This is a genomic window from Pseudomonas sp. LAP_36 (assembly GCF_019456785.1).
Classification (GTDB): Bacteria; Pseudomonadota; Gammaproteobacteria; order Pseudomonadales; family Pseudomonadaceae; genus Aquipseudomonas; species Aquipseudomonas tritici.
The window spans coordinates 998,913-1,013,332 of record NZ_JAHZMS010000002.1; the positions used below are offsets into that span (position 1 = coordinate 998,913).

At 62.6% G+C, this 14,420-nt stretch carries 14 protein-coding genes; 4 read left to right on the top strand and 10 right to left on the bottom strand.

The window, feature by feature from the left end; genetic code table 11:
• Positions 1-122: 122 nt before the first annotated feature.
• From JBO08_RS10235 to JBO08_RS10255, 5 genes are all read right to left on the bottom strand, one after another.
• Positions 123-1,055 carry a pyridoxamine 5'-phosphate oxidase family protein gene (locus JBO08_RS10235; RefSeq protein ID WP_220075054.1) on the bottom strand — a complete coding sequence of 311 codons (933 nt, stop codon included), beginning with the start codon at positions 1,053-1,055 and terminating at the stop codon, positions 123-125.
• 79 nt (positions 1,056-1,134) lie between these two features.
• Entirely contained in the window at positions 1,135-2,019 is an 885-nt protein-coding gene (locus JBO08_RS10240; RefSeq protein ID WP_065880932.1) for a LysR family transcriptional regulator, read from the bottom strand.
• Positions 2,019-2,939: a LysR family transcriptional regulator gene (locus JBO08_RS10245; protein ID WP_065880931.1), complete on the bottom strand. Its 921-nt coding sequence runs from the start codon at positions 2,937-2,939 to the stop codon at positions 2,019-2,021. Before JBO08_RS10245 ends, JBO08_RS10240 begins: the two co-directional genes overlap by 1 nt.
• 18 nt (positions 2,940-2,957) lie before the next feature.
• Positions 2,958-3,578, bottom strand: coding sequence for a glutathione S-transferase family protein (locus tag JBO08_RS10250; protein ID WP_065875941.1), 621 nt, complete (start codon positions 3,576-3,578; stop codon positions 2,958-2,960).
• Between the two features lie 104 nt (positions 3,579-3,682).
• On the bottom strand, positions 3,683-4,555 hold the full coding sequence (locus JBO08_RS10255; protein WP_065876018.1) for a LysR family transcriptional regulator: 873 nt from the start codon (positions 4,553-4,555) through the stop codon (positions 3,683-3,685).
• Between the two features lie 148 nt (positions 4,556-4,703).
• Here JBO08_RS10255 and JBO08_RS10260 point away from each other — a divergent pair, with 148 nt between their 5' ends.
• From JBO08_RS10260 to JBO08_RS10270, 3 genes are all read left to right on the top strand, one after another.
• Positions 4,704-5,477 (top strand): glucose 1-dehydrogenase, encoded by a 774-nt coding sequence (locus JBO08_RS10260; protein ID WP_065875940.1) that lies wholly within the window; start codon positions 4,704-4,706, stop codon positions 5,475-5,477.
• 14 nt (positions 5,478-5,491) lie between these two features.
• Positions 5,492-6,565: an L-idonate 5-dehydrogenase gene (locus tag JBO08_RS10265; protein WP_065890695.1), complete on the top strand. Its 1,074-nt coding sequence runs from the start codon at positions 5,492-5,494 to the stop codon at positions 6,563-6,565.
• 270 nt (positions 6,566-6,835) lie between these two features.
• Positions 6,836-7,912, top strand: a complete 1,077-nt coding sequence (locus JBO08_RS10270) for an aldo/keto reductase (RefSeq protein ID WP_065875938.1) — start codon at positions 6,836-6,838, stop codon at positions 7,910-7,912.
• A gap of 89 nt (positions 7,913-8,001) precedes the next feature.
• Here JBO08_RS10270 and JBO08_RS10275 read toward each other — a convergent pair whose 3' ends face one another.
• From JBO08_RS10275 to gabT, 3 genes are read right to left on the bottom strand one after another with little or no spacing between them, the layout of a single operon-like run.
• A complete protein-coding gene (locus JBO08_RS10275) occupies positions 8,002-8,490 on the bottom strand; it encodes an Lrp/AsnC family transcriptional regulator (RefSeq protein ID WP_010449292.1) in 489 nt (162 codons plus the stop codon).
• A 45-nt stretch (positions 8,491-8,535) separates the two neighbouring features.
• Positions 8,536-9,180 (bottom strand): 2-haloalkanoic acid dehalogenase, encoded by a 645-nt coding sequence (locus JBO08_RS10280; protein WP_065880929.1) that lies wholly within the window; start codon positions 9,178-9,180, stop codon positions 8,536-8,538.
• A 48-nt stretch (positions 9,181-9,228) separates the two neighbouring features.
• Positions 9,229-10,521 (bottom strand): 4-aminobutyrate--2-oxoglutarate transaminase, encoded by a 1,293-nt coding sequence (gene gabT / locus JBO08_RS10285; protein WP_065875936.1) that lies wholly within the window; start codon positions 10,519-10,521, stop codon positions 9,229-9,231.
• 194 nt (positions 10,522-10,715) lie between these two features.
• Between gabT and JBO08_RS10290 the strand changes: the two genes are divergently transcribed.
• Positions 10,716-11,642 (top strand): glyoxylate/hydroxypyruvate reductase A, encoded by a 927-nt coding sequence (locus JBO08_RS10290; protein WP_220075117.1) that lies wholly within the window; start codon positions 10,716-10,718, stop codon positions 11,640-11,642.
• A 123-nt stretch (positions 11,643-11,765) separates the two neighbouring features.
• On the opposite strand, the gene JBO08_RS10295 is transcribed toward JBO08_RS10290, so the two are convergent.
• Both JBO08_RS10295 and JBO08_RS10300 read right to left on the bottom strand, forming a co-directional pair.
• The gene (locus tag JBO08_RS10295; RefSeq protein ID WP_220075055.1) at positions 11,766-12,851 is read right to left on the bottom strand and encodes a tartrate dehydrogenase; all 1,086 of its coding nucleotides are present in this window, start codon (positions 12,849-12,851) and stop codon (positions 11,766-11,768) included.
• A 20-nt stretch (positions 12,852-12,871) separates the two neighbouring features.
• Positions 12,872-14,332: an NAD-dependent succinate-semialdehyde dehydrogenase gene (locus tag JBO08_RS10300; RefSeq protein ID WP_065890692.1), complete on the bottom strand. Its 1,461-nt coding sequence runs from the start codon at positions 14,330-14,332 to the stop codon at positions 12,872-12,874.
• Positions 14,333-14,420 lie beyond the last annotated feature (88 nt).

Consider the following 14,420-nt stretch of genomic DNA (forward strand, 5'->3'; position numbering starts at 1 on the left):
TTGGGGCGGCTTCGCCACCCAGCGCGGGGCAAGCCCGCTCACTACAGGGGCGGCGCGCCGATGGGAAATCATCGAGATGACCAATCAGTTGTTCCCCAACGCGACCTACTCCACAACCCCGCCTACCAGCGCCCCATCGCCAGACTGAACGGCGAAAATTCCGCGAACTGCCACCTCAGCGCCAACGCCGCCGGGCGGCGGACCACGTGTTCGACGGTCACTGTCCACAAGCGCTGGGCGCCTTCAAACAAGGCCACTTGCGGGCCGTCGAGGATCAGCGAAGTCCGCCCGGCAACCTGCAACACATCCCCCGAGGCAAAATCGAAAAACAGCAACCCCGCCACCGGGTTCCTCTGCAAGTTGCCCAGGGTGTTGAAGAACAGGTTGCCGGCGAAGTCGGGGATGGTCAGTACGTTGCCTTCAACCCGCACAAAGCCGGTGTTACCGCCGCGATGGGAGACGTCCACCGAGCGTTGGCCGTCCAGGTCCACGTAGCTGGCGACGAAAAACGTGTCGGCGTCGCGGATCATCGTTTGTGCCGCGTCGTCCAGGTCATTGAAGCGTTCCACCTGCGTGCCGGGCTTGCGCGCGATGGAATCGACCGGCCGCCGTTGGATGTACTTGGGGCAATTGCCGAAGGTGTGCACCACGTCGACCGAAAAACCCTCGTGATCGAGCCTGCTGATTCGCCCATTCATGCGGTTGCGACGGCGGGTGCTGAGGTCGATGCCCAGCACGCCCACCGACGCGCCGTTGAGCAAGGCGTTACGGGCCGGATCGCCCGCAGACGGCAGGCTGTCGATCTGCAAGGTCTGTGGGTCTGGCGAGTGGGCAAAGCCCGGCGCCCCTTCCACCATCGTCGCCCAGGGAATGCCCTGCTCGTCCACCGCGCCCAGCATCAGGTAAGGCAACAAGGGATAGAAATCACGATGCTGCTCCGGCAGGTGATCACGAATCACCTTGGGCCCGATCACGGCCATGCGTTCGGCCACGCCAACCGCAGCTTGCATCTGCCGTTCGCCAGCATGCCAGGGACTTTGTTCGATCAGGTTCATGGCGAGCACCTCATGTTGGATACCTCGATGCTGCGCCCTGCCAGCCACCGAGGGAATAACCACGCCGGGCAATCCACTATTACGCCAGCTGAAAGGCTGGATGCTCGCGCAGCGCTGTCACGCAGTGATCGACAAAACTGCGCACACGCATCGGTGCATTGCGGCCTTCGCGATACACCACGTGCACGGGCAGCGGCGGCGGTTCGTAGCCCGGCAACACCTGCCGCAGGTGACCCTTGAGCAGATGCTCGTGAACCGGATAGCTCAGGCAGCGAATCAGCCCCGCCCCATGCACGGCCGCATTGATCGTGCCCTGCACCGTGGCGCAGCTCAGGCGCGCGCGGGTCTTGAGCTGATAGCCATGGAAATCCCAATACACCTGAGCGGCGCTGGCAATCAGCCGATGTTGCTTGAGGTCATCCGGGTGCAGGGGTTCGCCGTGGGCCACAAGGTAATCGGGACTGGCACAAAGGATATGCCGCACCCGCCCCACCGGCCGTGCAATCAACGATGAGCTGGGCAGTTCGCCGACGAGGATCGCCACATCCAGTCCCTCTTCATGCAGGTTCGGGTAATAGTCATGGTAATGAGCGACGACGCGCACCTCAGGGTAGCGGTCCATGTAGTCGGCCAACACCGGCGCCATCACATAGCGGCTGAACAGGAATGGCAAAAACACCCGCAGATTGCCCTCGGCCTGCACATGCAACCCTTTGGCTGACGCTTCGGCGGCGTCCACGGCGGTGATCAGGCGCACGCAGTCGGCCAGGTAGGCGCTGCCGGCGTCGGTCAGGCTAACGCCGCGCGTACTGCGCTCAAGCAACGGCACGCGCAAACGCGCTTCCAGGCGTGCAATCGCCCGCACCAGGGTCGGCCCCGACACCTGCGCATCCCGCGCTGCCGAGGCCAGGCTCGGTTGTCCGGCCAGCGCGGCGAACAGTTGCATATCGCGATAACGCTCCATCAGCTGCGCCGTTTCATCGCCGGGTTCAGGGCGGCGTCCTGGCTCAGGCGATGGCTGAGAAAGTCGACAAAGGTGTTGATCTTGGCAGGCACGCGGCCGCTTTTCTGGAACACCACCTGGATGGGCAAGGGGGCCGGTTCGAAGGCTTCCAGAACAATTTCCAGCTCCCCGGCGGCCACCGAGGCTGCGACTTGATAGGACAGCACCCGCGTCATGCCCCAGCCCAGCCTCGCCAGGTTGATCGCGGCATTGTTCGCCGAGACGACCAGGCGCGGCTCAATAGGCACCGTCAGCGGCTGATCCGCGTCGACAAAATTCCACTCGCTCACCAATTGGCTGGACGACGACGTGGCAATCTTGGCCTCACGCAAGTGCGTCGGATGCCGGGGCCGCCCGTGCCGGTCGAGATAGGCCGGCGCTGCACACACCACCCGACGCACTTCGCCGACCTTGATCGCCTGTTGCCCCGGCTCGTGCAGATCGCCAATACGCACCGCCACATCGACGCCTTCGTCGGTCATGTTGACCACGCGGTCGACCAGCAAGGCGTTGATGTTGACCAAGGGAAACCGGTCGAGGTACTCCCCCAGCACCGGCGCCACATACAGCTCGCCAAATAGCACCGGCGCGGTCACCGTCAGGTGGCCACAAGGGATGGAATAACTGCCCGCCGCCGCTTCCTCGGCTTCATTGAGTTCCGCCAGGATGCGCCGACAATCTTCCAGGTAACCCTGGCCGGCTTCAGTCAGGTGCAGGCTGCGGGTGGTGCGCGCCAGCAGTTGAGTGCCGATGCGCGCCTCCATCGCGGCGATGGCCCGGGTCACGCTCGGGGGTGAGGTTTTCAGGCGGCGCGCGGCGGCGGCAAAGCCCTCCTCCTCGGCCACCGCCAGGAACACCTGCATTTCATGAAATCGATCCATCGGTGGCCCTCTTGAACGTTACTGTGACTGCAAACCTACCGCCGTGCGCGGCATGCCGACAAAGCCCGGCAACGCCTCGATGCTCGCGAGCCAGGCACGCACATGAGGGTAGTCGGCCAGCGATACATTGCCTTCCGGCGCGTGGGACACGTAGGTGTAAAAGGCGATATCGGCAATGGTCGGTTGCTCACTGGCCAGGAACCGGCTTTGGCTCAGTTGCGCTTCGATCAACGTCAGCAAAGCGTGGGATTTGGTAATGGCAGTGACAGTGTCGACCTCGGCACCAAACACGAGGGCCAGGCGTGCGGTGGCGGGCCCGGCGTGAAGTTGACCGGCGGCGGCCGAAAGCCAACGCTGCACGCGGGCCTGCCCCCGGGGGTCGCTCGGCAGCCATTTTCCGTTGCCGTATTGGGTCGCCAGGTAGACCAGGATTGCGTTGGAATCGGCCAACACAGTGCCGTTGTCATCAATCGCTGGCACTTGGCCGAAGCTGTTGACCTTGGCAATAAAGTCGGGGGCTTTGTGGGCGCCTTGCTTGAGGTCCACGAGGATGTAGTCGGTGGGCAGCCCCAGCAGGGACAGCATCAGCTCGACCCGGTGGGAGTGGCCGGACAACGGGAAACCGTAGAGTTTGATCATGAGAAGCTCCAGAAGAATGGGGTCGACGCTCTGCATGTTCTACCCCTGCCCCGAGCGTTGGAATCACCAGGATTTACAATCCAGCATTTCATCTGGCGAAACAATCACTCGCCGGACAATTCCACGATCAGGTTGAACAAGGTGGTCTTCACCGCGCTGTCCAGCTCGGTCCAAGCCAAACCAGTAGTGGCCTGAAAGGCGCCCAGCTCCATATGCCGCGACACGCAATTGGACGGCAGCGCCCGTGCCGCCTGCTGCGGCAGCACCCCAACACCCAGCCCCGCGGAGACCAGCGCGAGCATGGTGGTAAATTCGCCCAGCTCAGAAGCGATCTCCAGGGGCATGCCCACGGCTTGGATAAATTCGTCGTAGAAACCCGGCGCATAGCGTCGCGCGAGAATGTACACCGGCACCCGGAGCAGATCGGTGGGGTGGATCGACGTTTTCAATGCCAAGGGATGATCCATCGGCAACGCCACACAGAAATGCTCGTGCAACACCGCACGGGTCTGTACGCCGGGGTGACTGGCGGGCAGGCGCATCAGGCCGAAGTCCAGCAGGCCGTTCTTCAGCGCGGCAGCCTGGTCGGGCCCGGGCATGTCCTTGAGCTCCAGCTCGATACGCGGGTATCGCTGGTGCACCGTGCGAATCAATTCCGGCAACAGCTGCGGCAGCACCGACGACACAAACCCCAGGCGCACCCGGCCGATTTCGCCGCGATTGGACGCCCGCGCCGCATCCGCTGCACGCGCCGCCTGATGCAAAGTGGCCTGGGCCTCAGGCAGAAACACGCGACCCGCATCGGTCAGGGTCACCGAATGGCGATTGCGATCCAGCAGGCGTACGCCCAGGCCACTTTCCAGCAATTTGATCTGCATGCTCAACGCCGGTTGCACAATCGACAGCTGCGCCGCCGCCCTGCCGAAATGCAGCTCCTGGGCGAGCACCACAAAGGCGCGCAAGTGCTTTAGCTCCATCAGGCCTCCCCGGTTATCACAAATGTTGATCACCCGATCATAAATGAACATTGGACCCACTGCCTGTACCGGAGTGAACTTAGGCCAACCAAGCAGGACATCATCGGATTTTGCTTATAACAATGAGCGCGCCAGGAGCAACGGCCCCATGCACAACGTTTTAGACCACTTTCGCCTGGATGGCCGGCTTGCGCTGGTCACTGGCTCCAGCGCCGGTATCGGCCTGGCGATCGCCCGCGGCCTGGCCCAGGCCGGTGCGCGGGTGGTGCTCAACGGGCGCAACCGCAGTACCTTGCGCGACACCGCCGCACTGTTGACGCTGGAAGGCCTCGACGTGCACACACAGGCGTTTGATGTGACCGACAGCGCGGCCATCCAGGCCGCCGTAGCGAACATCGAAGAACGCCTCGGCCCGCTGGATATCCTGGTGAACAACGCCGGCATGCAACGCCGTGGGCCGTTGGAAGACTACAGCGAGCAGCACTGGCGCGAACTGATCAGCACCAACCTCGACAGCGCCTTTTTGGTCGGCCAGGCCGTGGCGCGGGCGATGATCCCGCGCAAGCGTGGGCGCATCATTAATATCTGCTCGGTGCAAAGTGAGTTGGGCCGCCCGGGTATTGCGCCGTACGCGGCGAGCAAGGGCGCGCTGAAAATGCTTACCAAGGGCATGGCCATCGATTGGGGCCCCCATGGGCTGACGGTCAACGGGATCGGGCCTGGGTATTTCAAGACCGATCTGAACGCCAATCTGGTCGCCAATCCGGAATTCAGCGACTGGCTGGTGCAACGCACACCCAGCCGCCGCTGGGGTGAGGTGGACGAGCTGGCCGGCGCCGCCGTATTCCTCGCCAGTGACGCCGCCAGCTTCGTCAACGGTCATATTCTTTACGTCGACGGTGGCATCACCGCGTCGCTGTAACCCTGGAGAATTGTATGCACGCCATTGTCTGCCATGCCTCGAAAGACTTGCGAGTCGACCGCCTGGACGAACCACAGACCCTCGCCCCCGCCCAACTGCGGGTACGCATCGCACGGGGCGGTATCTGCGGCTCCGATTTGCACTACTACCAGCACGGCGGCTTCGGCACCGTGCGTCTGCGCGAGCCGATGGTGCTCGGCCATGAAGTGTCGGCGGTGATCGACGCGGTGGGCAGCGATGCCGGGTTGTTCAAGGTAGGGCAACGCGTGGCGGTGTCCCCGTCGCGACCCTGCGGCGGTTGCCGTTACTGTCATCAGGGTTTGCCCAACCATTGCCTGAACATGCGCTTCTACGGCAGCGCCATGCCTTTCCCGCATATCCAGGGCGCGTTTCGCCAAAGCCTGGTGATCGAGACCCACCAAGCCCATCTGCTGGCCGATGATGTCAGCCTGGCCGAAGGTGCGTTGGCCGAACCCTTGTCGGTGGGTTTGCACGCGATCCAACGGGCCGGCGCGGTGTTCGGCAAGCGCGTGCTGGTGACCGGCTGCGGTCCCATCGGCAACCTGTTGATCGGTAGCCTGCGCGCTGCTGGAGCCGCTGAAATTGTCGCCGTAGACCTGTCCACCAGCGCCCTCGCCTGCGCTGAAAAAATGGGTGCCACGCGCACCCACAACCTCGCCAGCGGTGCTGATGCGCTCAAACGCTACACCACTGAAAAAGGCTATTTCGACGTCATGTTCGAAGTCTCCGGCAGCGCCCAGGCCCTGCGCAACGGCCTGGAATGCATCGCGCCGCGAGGCGTGCTGGTCACCGTGGGCTTGGGCGGCGACGTGTCGCTGCCGCTCAATCTGCTGGTGAGCCGCGAGATCGACCTGCGCGGCACCTTCCGCTTCCACCCGGAATTCGCCCAGGCGGTGGACTTGCTCAACCGCCGGATCATCGACGTGCGCCCCGTGATATCCCATACGGTGCCATTTGAGCAGGCGGCGCAGGCGTTTGAACTGGCAGCGGACAAGACGCAGGCGATGAAGGTGGTGTTGGATTTCGGCGTGCCTGATCCAGGAATGCAGGCCTCCCAACAACACTGATCCCCTGTGGGAGCTGTCGAGCTTTAGCGAGGCTGCGAAAGCGGAGTGTCAGGCGACGAACATGCTTGCAGTACTGCCGCCTTCGCAGCCTCGCTGGGGCTCGACAGCTCCCACAGGGGATCTTCGTCACTGCTGAAATTGCGCCCGTAGCCAAGACCGAATTCCAGCCAACACCACAGATGCAGACGCACGATTTTTTCATGAAAAAATTCAAACTATCGCCATCCACGTCGTTCACACCTTCACGTGCAACGTTTAGTAGGAGGCAACATGCAATACCGACAACTGGGCCATTCCGGCCTGCTGGTGTCCGAAATCATCCTGGGCACCGTGCCTTTTGGCGGTCGCGCAGAGTTTGAAAAATGCGGATCGGTGGACGTGCCCCAGGCCAAGCGCATGTTCGATATCGCGTTCGACGCGGGTGTGAACATGGTCGACACCGCCGATCTTTACTCCCACGGGCTGGCCGAAAAAGTGGTCGGTAAAGCCCTGGGCGACAAGCGCCACGACATCCTCCTGGCCACTAAGGGCCGCAGCCCCGTGGACAAGAACCCGAACAACTCCGGTTCCTCGCGCTATCACTTGATCCGTGCGTGCGAGGCCAGTTTAAAACGCTTGGGTACCGACCATATCGACCTTTACCAATTGCACAATTGGGACGGTATGACGCCCATCGAGGAAACCCTCGAAGCGCTGCGGTTGCTGGTGGGCTCGGGCAAAATCCGCTACTTCGGCACCAGCAACTTCACCGCCTGGCAGATGATGAAAACCCTGGGCAAGGCCGAGCTGCACGGCATGCTCAAGCCCATCACCCAGCAGATCTACTACACCCCGGAATCCCGCGAAGCCGAGTATGAGTTGCTGCCACTGGCGCTGGATCAGTCGGTGGGCACCCTGGTATGGGGCCCGATGGGCGAGGGTTTGCTGACCGGTTCCACCCGTCGCGGGCAAAAACCGCCTGCCAACACCCGTCAGGGCAGCGATTGGCCGGAACCTTATGTGCACGACCAGGAGCGCGCCCTGGACATTATTGAAACCCTCGCGGCTGTCGGTGATGAACACGGCGTCTCGGTTGCCCGCACGTGCCTGGCATGGCTCAAGGATCGACCGGGGATCACCTCGCTGATTGTCGGCGCGCGCACCGAAGAGCACCTGCGTGACAACCTTGCGGCGACTGAACTGAAACTCACCGAAGAGCAGTCTTTGCGCATCGAGGCGGTGACGCGTCGCCAGCCGTTGTACCCGTACTGGCATCGTTTTACCGCCGGGATCGACCGCTTTGATCCGGCGGAACAGCCGTTTCTGGCGGAGCATCAGAAGACCCTGGATGCGCGCACCGACAAGTAGCGCGGGCATGTGACACACCGCAGAGCAAAAACTGTGGGAGCGGGCTTGCTCCCACACTGTTAACCGAGTACAGCCCACGCAAACCCGATTCAGTGCCGCAGCAACTTGCGCAGCGGCACACCGTCCTTGAGCACCGGCGACTTGATCACGATGTAGCTGAAGTACTTGGAAATCCCGATATTCTTGTCCAGCAAACTCTCGACCACTTCCTGATAGTGCTGGATGCTGCGCGTCATGAAGCGCACCAGGTAGTCATAGCCGCCGCTGATCAGGTGGCATTCGAGCACTTCGTCAACCAGGCGGATGTTGGATTCGAACTTGGCGAAATCCTCGCGTTTGTGGTCGCTGAGGGTGATCTCGGTGAATACCGTGACCGAGTCGGTGATCTTGGCCAGGTTCAAATGCGCCTTGTAGCTGGAAATATACCCGGCCGACTCCAACCGCTTGACCCGTTGCAGGCAGGGGCTGGCAGACAGGCCCACGGCGTCGGCAAGGCTGACATTGGTCATCCGGCCGTCCTTTTGCAGTTCAACCAGAATGCTGATGTCGATCCGGTCCAGCTTGACTTGCCCTTCCATTGCGTACCTCTTGACTGCCGTTTGTAAGACAATCTTCTAGCAAAATCAGCGCCGTAAAGACAGCTGATGCTGCGCCACCAGATCCGCCATGCTGTTGATGCAGTACTCCGCCGCGCAAGGCGAAGGCTGTCTGGCCCGTTGGCGGCCGATCAAACAGCGGTCCAGCGCGTGCTCTGCGCCGACCGACGGACGCGTCACGTGCAGAATCGGCTGCTCATCAAAGGCTTGAGGATTGTGCCATTGCGGGTCATCGGCCAGGGAAATGAAATCTTCCGGTGCAATCCCCAGGCGCTCGCACAACATCCCGCGATCCTCGGCATCGCGGTCGCCACGCACCAGCAGGCGATAAAACTTACGCAGGTACAGCATCGCCCCCGGCGCATCCTCGAACAGCGACCAATTGCCCGCGGAACGGGCAAAGCTCATGCCCTCCTCCCAACTGGCATGCAGGCCCCACTTTTCAGCCAGCTGGCGATGAGCGAAACACAACACGCCACTGAAGCCTAGCTCAGCAAACCGCGGGTAGAGCGCGGCAACGACCGCGTCGTATTCGGCCAGCACGGCCTCCCGGGTTGGCTGCCCACCACGGCTGTCGAGCAGCGGTTGCAACGCCGCCCACACCCCCGAATCCCGATCCACCAGCACTTCATCGCAGTCAATCAGCAACGCCCGATAATCTGTCAGCCCCATGGTGGGTCAAGCCTCCCTTGATGCATTTCGCCCCTAGCGGGCACAGCCTCAATTCAAGACCCGTGCCAAGGCCGCGTCGAGAATCTGCAAGGCTTCGTCGACCTGCGCCTCGGTGGTCACCAACGGCGCGAGGAAGCGCAGTACGTTGCGGTGTACGCCGCACTTGATCACCAGCAAACCACCGGCGCGGGCGGCGTCGATCACCCGTTGATTGAGGTCGGCATCCGGGGTGCGCTCAGGGTCATTCTTGATCAGCTCGATGGCCAGCATAAAACCGGTGCCGCGTACGTCGCCGATGTTCGCGAAGCGCGCCTGCAAACCGAGTAAACCCTGACGCAAACGCTCGCCCAGCACTTGGCTGCGCGCCAGCAACTGCTCGTGCTCAAACGCTTCGATGACCGCCAGCGCCGCCGCACAGGCCAGGGCGTTACCGCCATAGGTACCGCCGAGGCCGCCGGGCAGCGGCGCATCCATGATGTGCGCCTTGCCGACCACGCCGGACAACGGCAAGCCTCCGGCCAGGCTCTTGGCCACGGTGACCAGGTCGGGCCTGATGCCGGCGTGCTGGAAACCGAACCAGGTGCCGGTGCGACCGAAGCCGGTCTGGATCTCGTCGAGGATCAATACAATGCCGTGCTTGTCGGCCAACGCGCGCAGCGCCTGCAGAAACTCCGGCGGCGCCGTGAGGAAACCACCGTCGCCCTGCACGGGTTCAATGATGATCGCCGCAACGCGCTCCGGCGCGACCTGGGTTGCCAGCAACTCATCCAGCGCCTTGAGCGCGACCTCGCTGGTCACCCCGCGATAAGCGTTCGGGTAGGGGGTGTGGAATACCTCCGGCGCGAACGGGCCGAAGTTTTGTTTGTAAGGCTGGCTCATCCCCGTGAGCGTAGTGCCCAGCAACGTACGGCCATGGAAGCCGCCACGAAAGGCGATCACCGCCGAACGATTGGTGTGGGCGCGGGCGATCTTCACCGCATTTTCTACCGCTTCGGCGCCGGAGGTGAAGAACGCGGCTTTATAGGCCTCCTCACCGCCAACCATTTCACACAAGCGCTGGGCCAGGTCGAGATAAGGCTGGTAAGCCACAACCTGGAAACACGCGTGGGACACCTTCTGCAATTGGGCCTGCACAGCCGCCACGACTTTAGGGTGGTTGTGGCCGATATTCAGCACGCCAATGCCGCCAACGAAGTCCAGGTAACGCTTGCCATCCACGTCCCACAACTCAGCGCCTTGGGCGCGGTCGATCACCAGCGGATGCGCGGTCACCAGACCACGGGGCACGAACTGCTCGCGCTGACGGAGCAAATGAGGGGTTTCGTCGACTTTGCTATTCATGGCATTTCCCATCGTGAGTCCGGCAACCTGGAGGTGGTTGCGATGCTGTTCAGATTACGGCCTGCGGGCAACGCACTCAGCCGAACTTGCCCCGTGAGAAATTCGGATCAACTGTTTTGCCCCCGCCTTTCAACAGATCCTGCGCCGGGGTATGGGCGATGATGAAGCTTCCCTTTATCCAGCAGGAAATGCCCATGGCCTTGCTCTACAAAGCTGATCCGGTGCGCGGCCAACAGTGGCAGGCGCTCTTTGCCCACCATGCCCCGGATATCGAATGGCGTGCCTGGCCAGACATCGGCAACCCCGAAGAGGTCGAGTACCTCGCCGCCTGGACAGCCCCGGAGGATGTGGCGCAATTGCTGCCCAACCTCAAAGTGCTGTTTGCGCTGTCGGCCGGTGTCGATCAACTGGACCTGTCTCGCTTGCCGCCGGCGCTGCCGGTGGCGCGCCTGCTCGACCCGGGCATCACCCGTGGCATGTGCGAATACGCCAGCTGGGCCGTGCTCAGCCTGCACCGGGATATGTTGCGTTATCGCCAGCAGCAGGTTGCGCGCTGCTGGCAGGCGCACCTGTTGCAACCGGCGGTGAATCGGCGGGTTGGGGTGATGGGGCTGGGCGCCCAGGCGCGAGAGATTCTAGCGACGTTGGCGCCGCTGGGGTTTGCGTTGTCGGGATGGGCACGCAGCGCGCACCAGGTTTCAGGGGTGGAGTGTTATGCAGGAGAAGCGCAACTGCCGGCGTTTCTCAGTCAGTGCGACATTCTGCTGTGTGTGCTGCCGCTGACCGAGCAGACGCAGGGCATCCTCAATCGGCGCGTGTTTGCGCAACTGCCACAGGGGGCGGCGTTGATCAATATGGGCCGTGGGGGGCATCTGGTTGAAGCGGATTTGCTGGAGGCATTGGGCAGCGGCCGGTTGAGTGGCGCTGTGTTGGATGTGTTGCAGGAGGAGCCTGCACCGGCGAGTCATCCGTTTTGGGATCATCCGCAGATTGTGCTGACGCCGCATATTGCGGCGATGACCCAGCCGGCGAGTGCGTTTGGGGTGTTGTTGGAAAATATCCGCCGGTTTGAGCGCGGCGAGCGCATGGTCGGCGAAGTGGATCGTTCACTGGGCTACTGATGTATGAAGATCAAAATGTGGGAACGGGCTTGCTCGCGAATGCGGTGATTCAGTCAGTACATCTTTGACTGATACACCGCATTCGCGAGCAAGCCCGCTCCCACATTTTTGACCGTGCTCTGCTTAGAAATCGAGCCTTTCAGTGATCGCCAGCCCGACATCCTGCGTCGAGCCCTGCCCGCCCAGATCCGGCGGAATCGGCCCTTCGGCAATCACCTGTTCAATCGCCCGCAAAATCCCATCATGCGCCGCGCGATAGCGCTCATCCCCATTCCCCAGGAAATCCAGCATCAGCGCCCCCGACCAGATCATCGCAATCGGGTTGGCAATGTTCTGCCCATAAATATCCGGCGCCGAGCCATGCACCGGCTCGAACAACGAGGGAAACCGCCGCTGCGGGTCCAGGTTCGCCGACGGCGCAATCCCGATCGTGCCCGCACACGCCGGCCCCAGGTCAGACAGGATGTCGCCAAACAGATTCGACGCCACCACCACGTCAAACCGGTCCGGCTGCAACACAAACCGCGCACACAGGATGTCGATGTGCTGCTTGTCCCACGTCACGTCGGGGTAGTTCGCCGCCATCAACGCCGTGCGCTCATCCCAGTACGGCATGCTGATGGAAATCCCGTTGGACTTGGTCGCCGCCGTCAACCGCTTGCGCGGGCGGGTCTGGGCCAGGTCGAAGGCAAATTTGAGAATGCGGTCGACCCCACGCCGGGTAAACACGGACTCCTGCAACACAAACTCATGCTCGGTGCCCTCAAACATCTTGCCGCCGACCGACGAATACTCGCCCTCGGTGTTCTCACGGATCACCACAAAATCAATATCCCCAGGCTCGCGCCCGGCCAGCGGGCACGGCACGCCGGGGAACAGCCGCACCGGGCGGATGTTCACGTACTGGTCGAAGTCGCGGCGAAATTTGAGCAGCGAGCCCCACAGGGAAATATGGTCCGGGACTTTTTCTGGCCAACCGACCGCGCCGAAGTAGATAGCGTCAAAGCCCTTGAGTTGCTCGAACCAGTCCTCGGGCATCATCTGCCCGTGCTCCAGGTAGTAATCGCAGTGGGCCCAATCAAGCACCTCAATGCTCAGGTTCAGGTCCCAGATTTTCGCGGCCTGTTCCAGTACCCGCAGCCCTTCGGGCAACACTTCCTTGCCAATGCCATCGCCGGCAATCGCGGCGATCCTGAATGCCTTGTTCATGCACCACTCCTCACTGACTGTCAGTTCAAGCCGCCGATGTGGAAGGCTTTGACTTCAAGGTACTCGTCCAGGCCGTACTTGCTGCCCTCACGCCCCAGCCCCGATTGCTTGATGCCGCCAAATGGCGCGACTTCCATCGAGATAATCCCGGTATTGAGCCCGACCATGCCGAACTCAAGGGCCTCGCCAAAGCGCCACGAACGCTTCAAGTCCTGGGTGAAATAGTAGGCACCCAGGCCGTACGGCGTCGCGTTGGCCAGGGCCAGCGCGTCGGCTTCATCGGTAAAGCGCATCAGCGGCGCCACCGGGCCGAAGGTTTCTTCATTGGCCAGCAACATCCCGGCATGGGCGTCCCCGAGTACCGTGGGCTGCACAAACTGGTTGTCGCCAGCAGGGATCGCACCACACAACAATCGAGCGCCCTGGCTGAGGGCATCGTCGATATGCCGCGCCACTTTGTTTACCGCAGCGGGGTTGATCAGCGGGCCGATGGTCACGCCGTCTTCCAGGCCGTTGCCCACCTTGAGCTTGCCCACCTCTTCCACCAGGCGCGCGGCAAAACGCTCGTAGATGCCGTCTTGCACGAGGATGCGGTTGGCGCACACGCAGGTTTGCCCGGCGTTGCGGAATTTGCTGATCATCACGCCGGCCACCGCCTGTTCCAGGTCGGCGTCATCGAACACAACAAACGGCGCATTGCCGCCCAATTCCAGGCTCAGGCGCTTGATGTGCTCGGCGCTCTGGCGCATCAACAAGCGGCCCACCGCCGTGGAGCCGGTGAAGGAAATCTTGCGCACCGCCGGGTTGCCGGTCAGCTCTGCGCCGATGTCGGCGGGCAGCCCGGTGATCACATTGAACACCCCTGCAGGAATGCCGACGCGCTCAGCCAGCACCGCCAGGGCCAGGGCCGACAGCGGTGTAAGGTCCGACGGTTTGACGATGATCGGGCACCCGGCCGCCAGCGCGGGTGCGCATTTGCGGGTGATCATCGCGTTGGGGAAATTCCACGGGGTGATGGCGGCGCATACGCCCACCGGTTGCTTGAGGGTCAGCAGGCGGCGATCGCCACTGGGCGCCGGCATGGTTTCGCCGTAGACCCGGCGCGCTTCCTCGGCGAACCATTTGACGAAACCGGCACCGTAGCGCACCTCGCCGCGCGCTTCGTTGAGCGGCTTGCCCTGCTCGCTGGTCATGATCAGTGCGAGGTCGTCGAGGTTGTCGAGCATCGCCTGGTACCAGCGATCCAGCAGCGCCGCGCGCTCTGCCGCCGGGCGCGCACGCCAGGCGGGCCAGGCGCTTTCGGCAGCTTCGATGGCACGGCGGGTATCTACCGCATCCATCGCCGGGACCTGCGCGAGCAGGCCGCCAGTAGCGGGGTCGCGGACGTCCAGGGTGGCGCCGCTGTCGGCAGCAATCCATTGGCCATCCACGTAGGCGAGTTCAGCCAGCAGGCTGGGGTCTTGCAAGCGATTCTTGAGCATGGTCGAGTCCTGATCCGAGACAGGTTCCAGTCTAGGGAGCTACCACGGATGAGGATGCCGAAAGTGCGGTTACAGCAGCGTGCCGTGC

Bases quoted from the DNA above. Each gene is read 5' to 3' on its own strand.
- JBO08_RS10290 (WP_220075117.1), top strand. From the start codon at position 10,716: ATGGCCTTGCTCTACAAAGCTGATCCGGTGCGCGGCCAACAGTGGCAG.
- JBO08_RS10300 (WP_065890692.1), bottom strand. From the start codon at position 14,332: ATGCTCAAGAATCGCTTGCAAGACCCCAGCCTGCTGGCTGAACTCGCC.
- JBO08_RS10245 (WP_065880931.1), bottom strand. From the start codon at position 2,939: ATGGATCGATTTCATGAAATGCAGGTGTTCCTGGCGGTGGCCGAGGAG.
- JBO08_RS10260 (WP_065875940.1), top strand. From the start codon at position 4,704: ATGCACAACGTTTTAGACCACTTTCGCCTGGATGGCCGGCTTGCGCTG.
- gabT (WP_065875936.1), bottom strand. From the start codon at position 10,521: ATGAATAGCAAAGTCGACGAAACCCCTCATTTGCTCCGTCAGCGCGAG.
- JBO08_RS10235 (WP_220075054.1), bottom strand. From the start codon at position 1,055: ATGAACCTGATCGAACAAAGTCCCTGGCATGCTGGCGAACGGCAGATG.
- JBO08_RS10265 (WP_065890695.1), top strand. From the start codon at position 5,492: ATGCACGCCATTGTCTGCCATGCCTCGAAAGACTTGCGAGTCGACCGC.
- JBO08_RS10295 (WP_220075055.1), bottom strand. From the start codon at position 12,851: ATGAACAAGGCATTCAGGATCGCCGCGATTGCCGGCGATGGCATTGGC.
- JBO08_RS10255 (WP_065876018.1), bottom strand. From the start codon at position 4,555: ATGGAGCTAAAGCACTTGCGCGCCTTTGTGGTGCTCGCCCAGGAGCTG.
- JBO08_RS10275 (WP_010449292.1), bottom strand. From the start codon at position 8,490: ATGGAAGGGCAAGTCAAGCTGGACCGGATCGACATCAGCATTCTGGTT.
- JBO08_RS10280 (WP_065880929.1), bottom strand. From the start codon at position 9,180: ATGGGGCTGACAGATTATCGGGCGTTGCTGATTGACTGCGATGAAGTG.
- JBO08_RS10250 (WP_065875941.1), bottom strand. From the start codon at position 3,578: ATGATCAAACTCTACGGTTTCCCGTTGTCCGGCCACTCCCACCGGGTC.
- JBO08_RS10240 (WP_065880932.1), bottom strand. From the start codon at position 2,019: ATGGAGCGTTATCGCGATATGCAACTGTTCGCCGCGCTGGCCGGACAA.
- JBO08_RS10270 (WP_065875938.1), top strand. From the start codon at position 6,836: ATGCAATACCGACAACTGGGCCATTCCGGCCTGCTGGTGTCCGAAATC.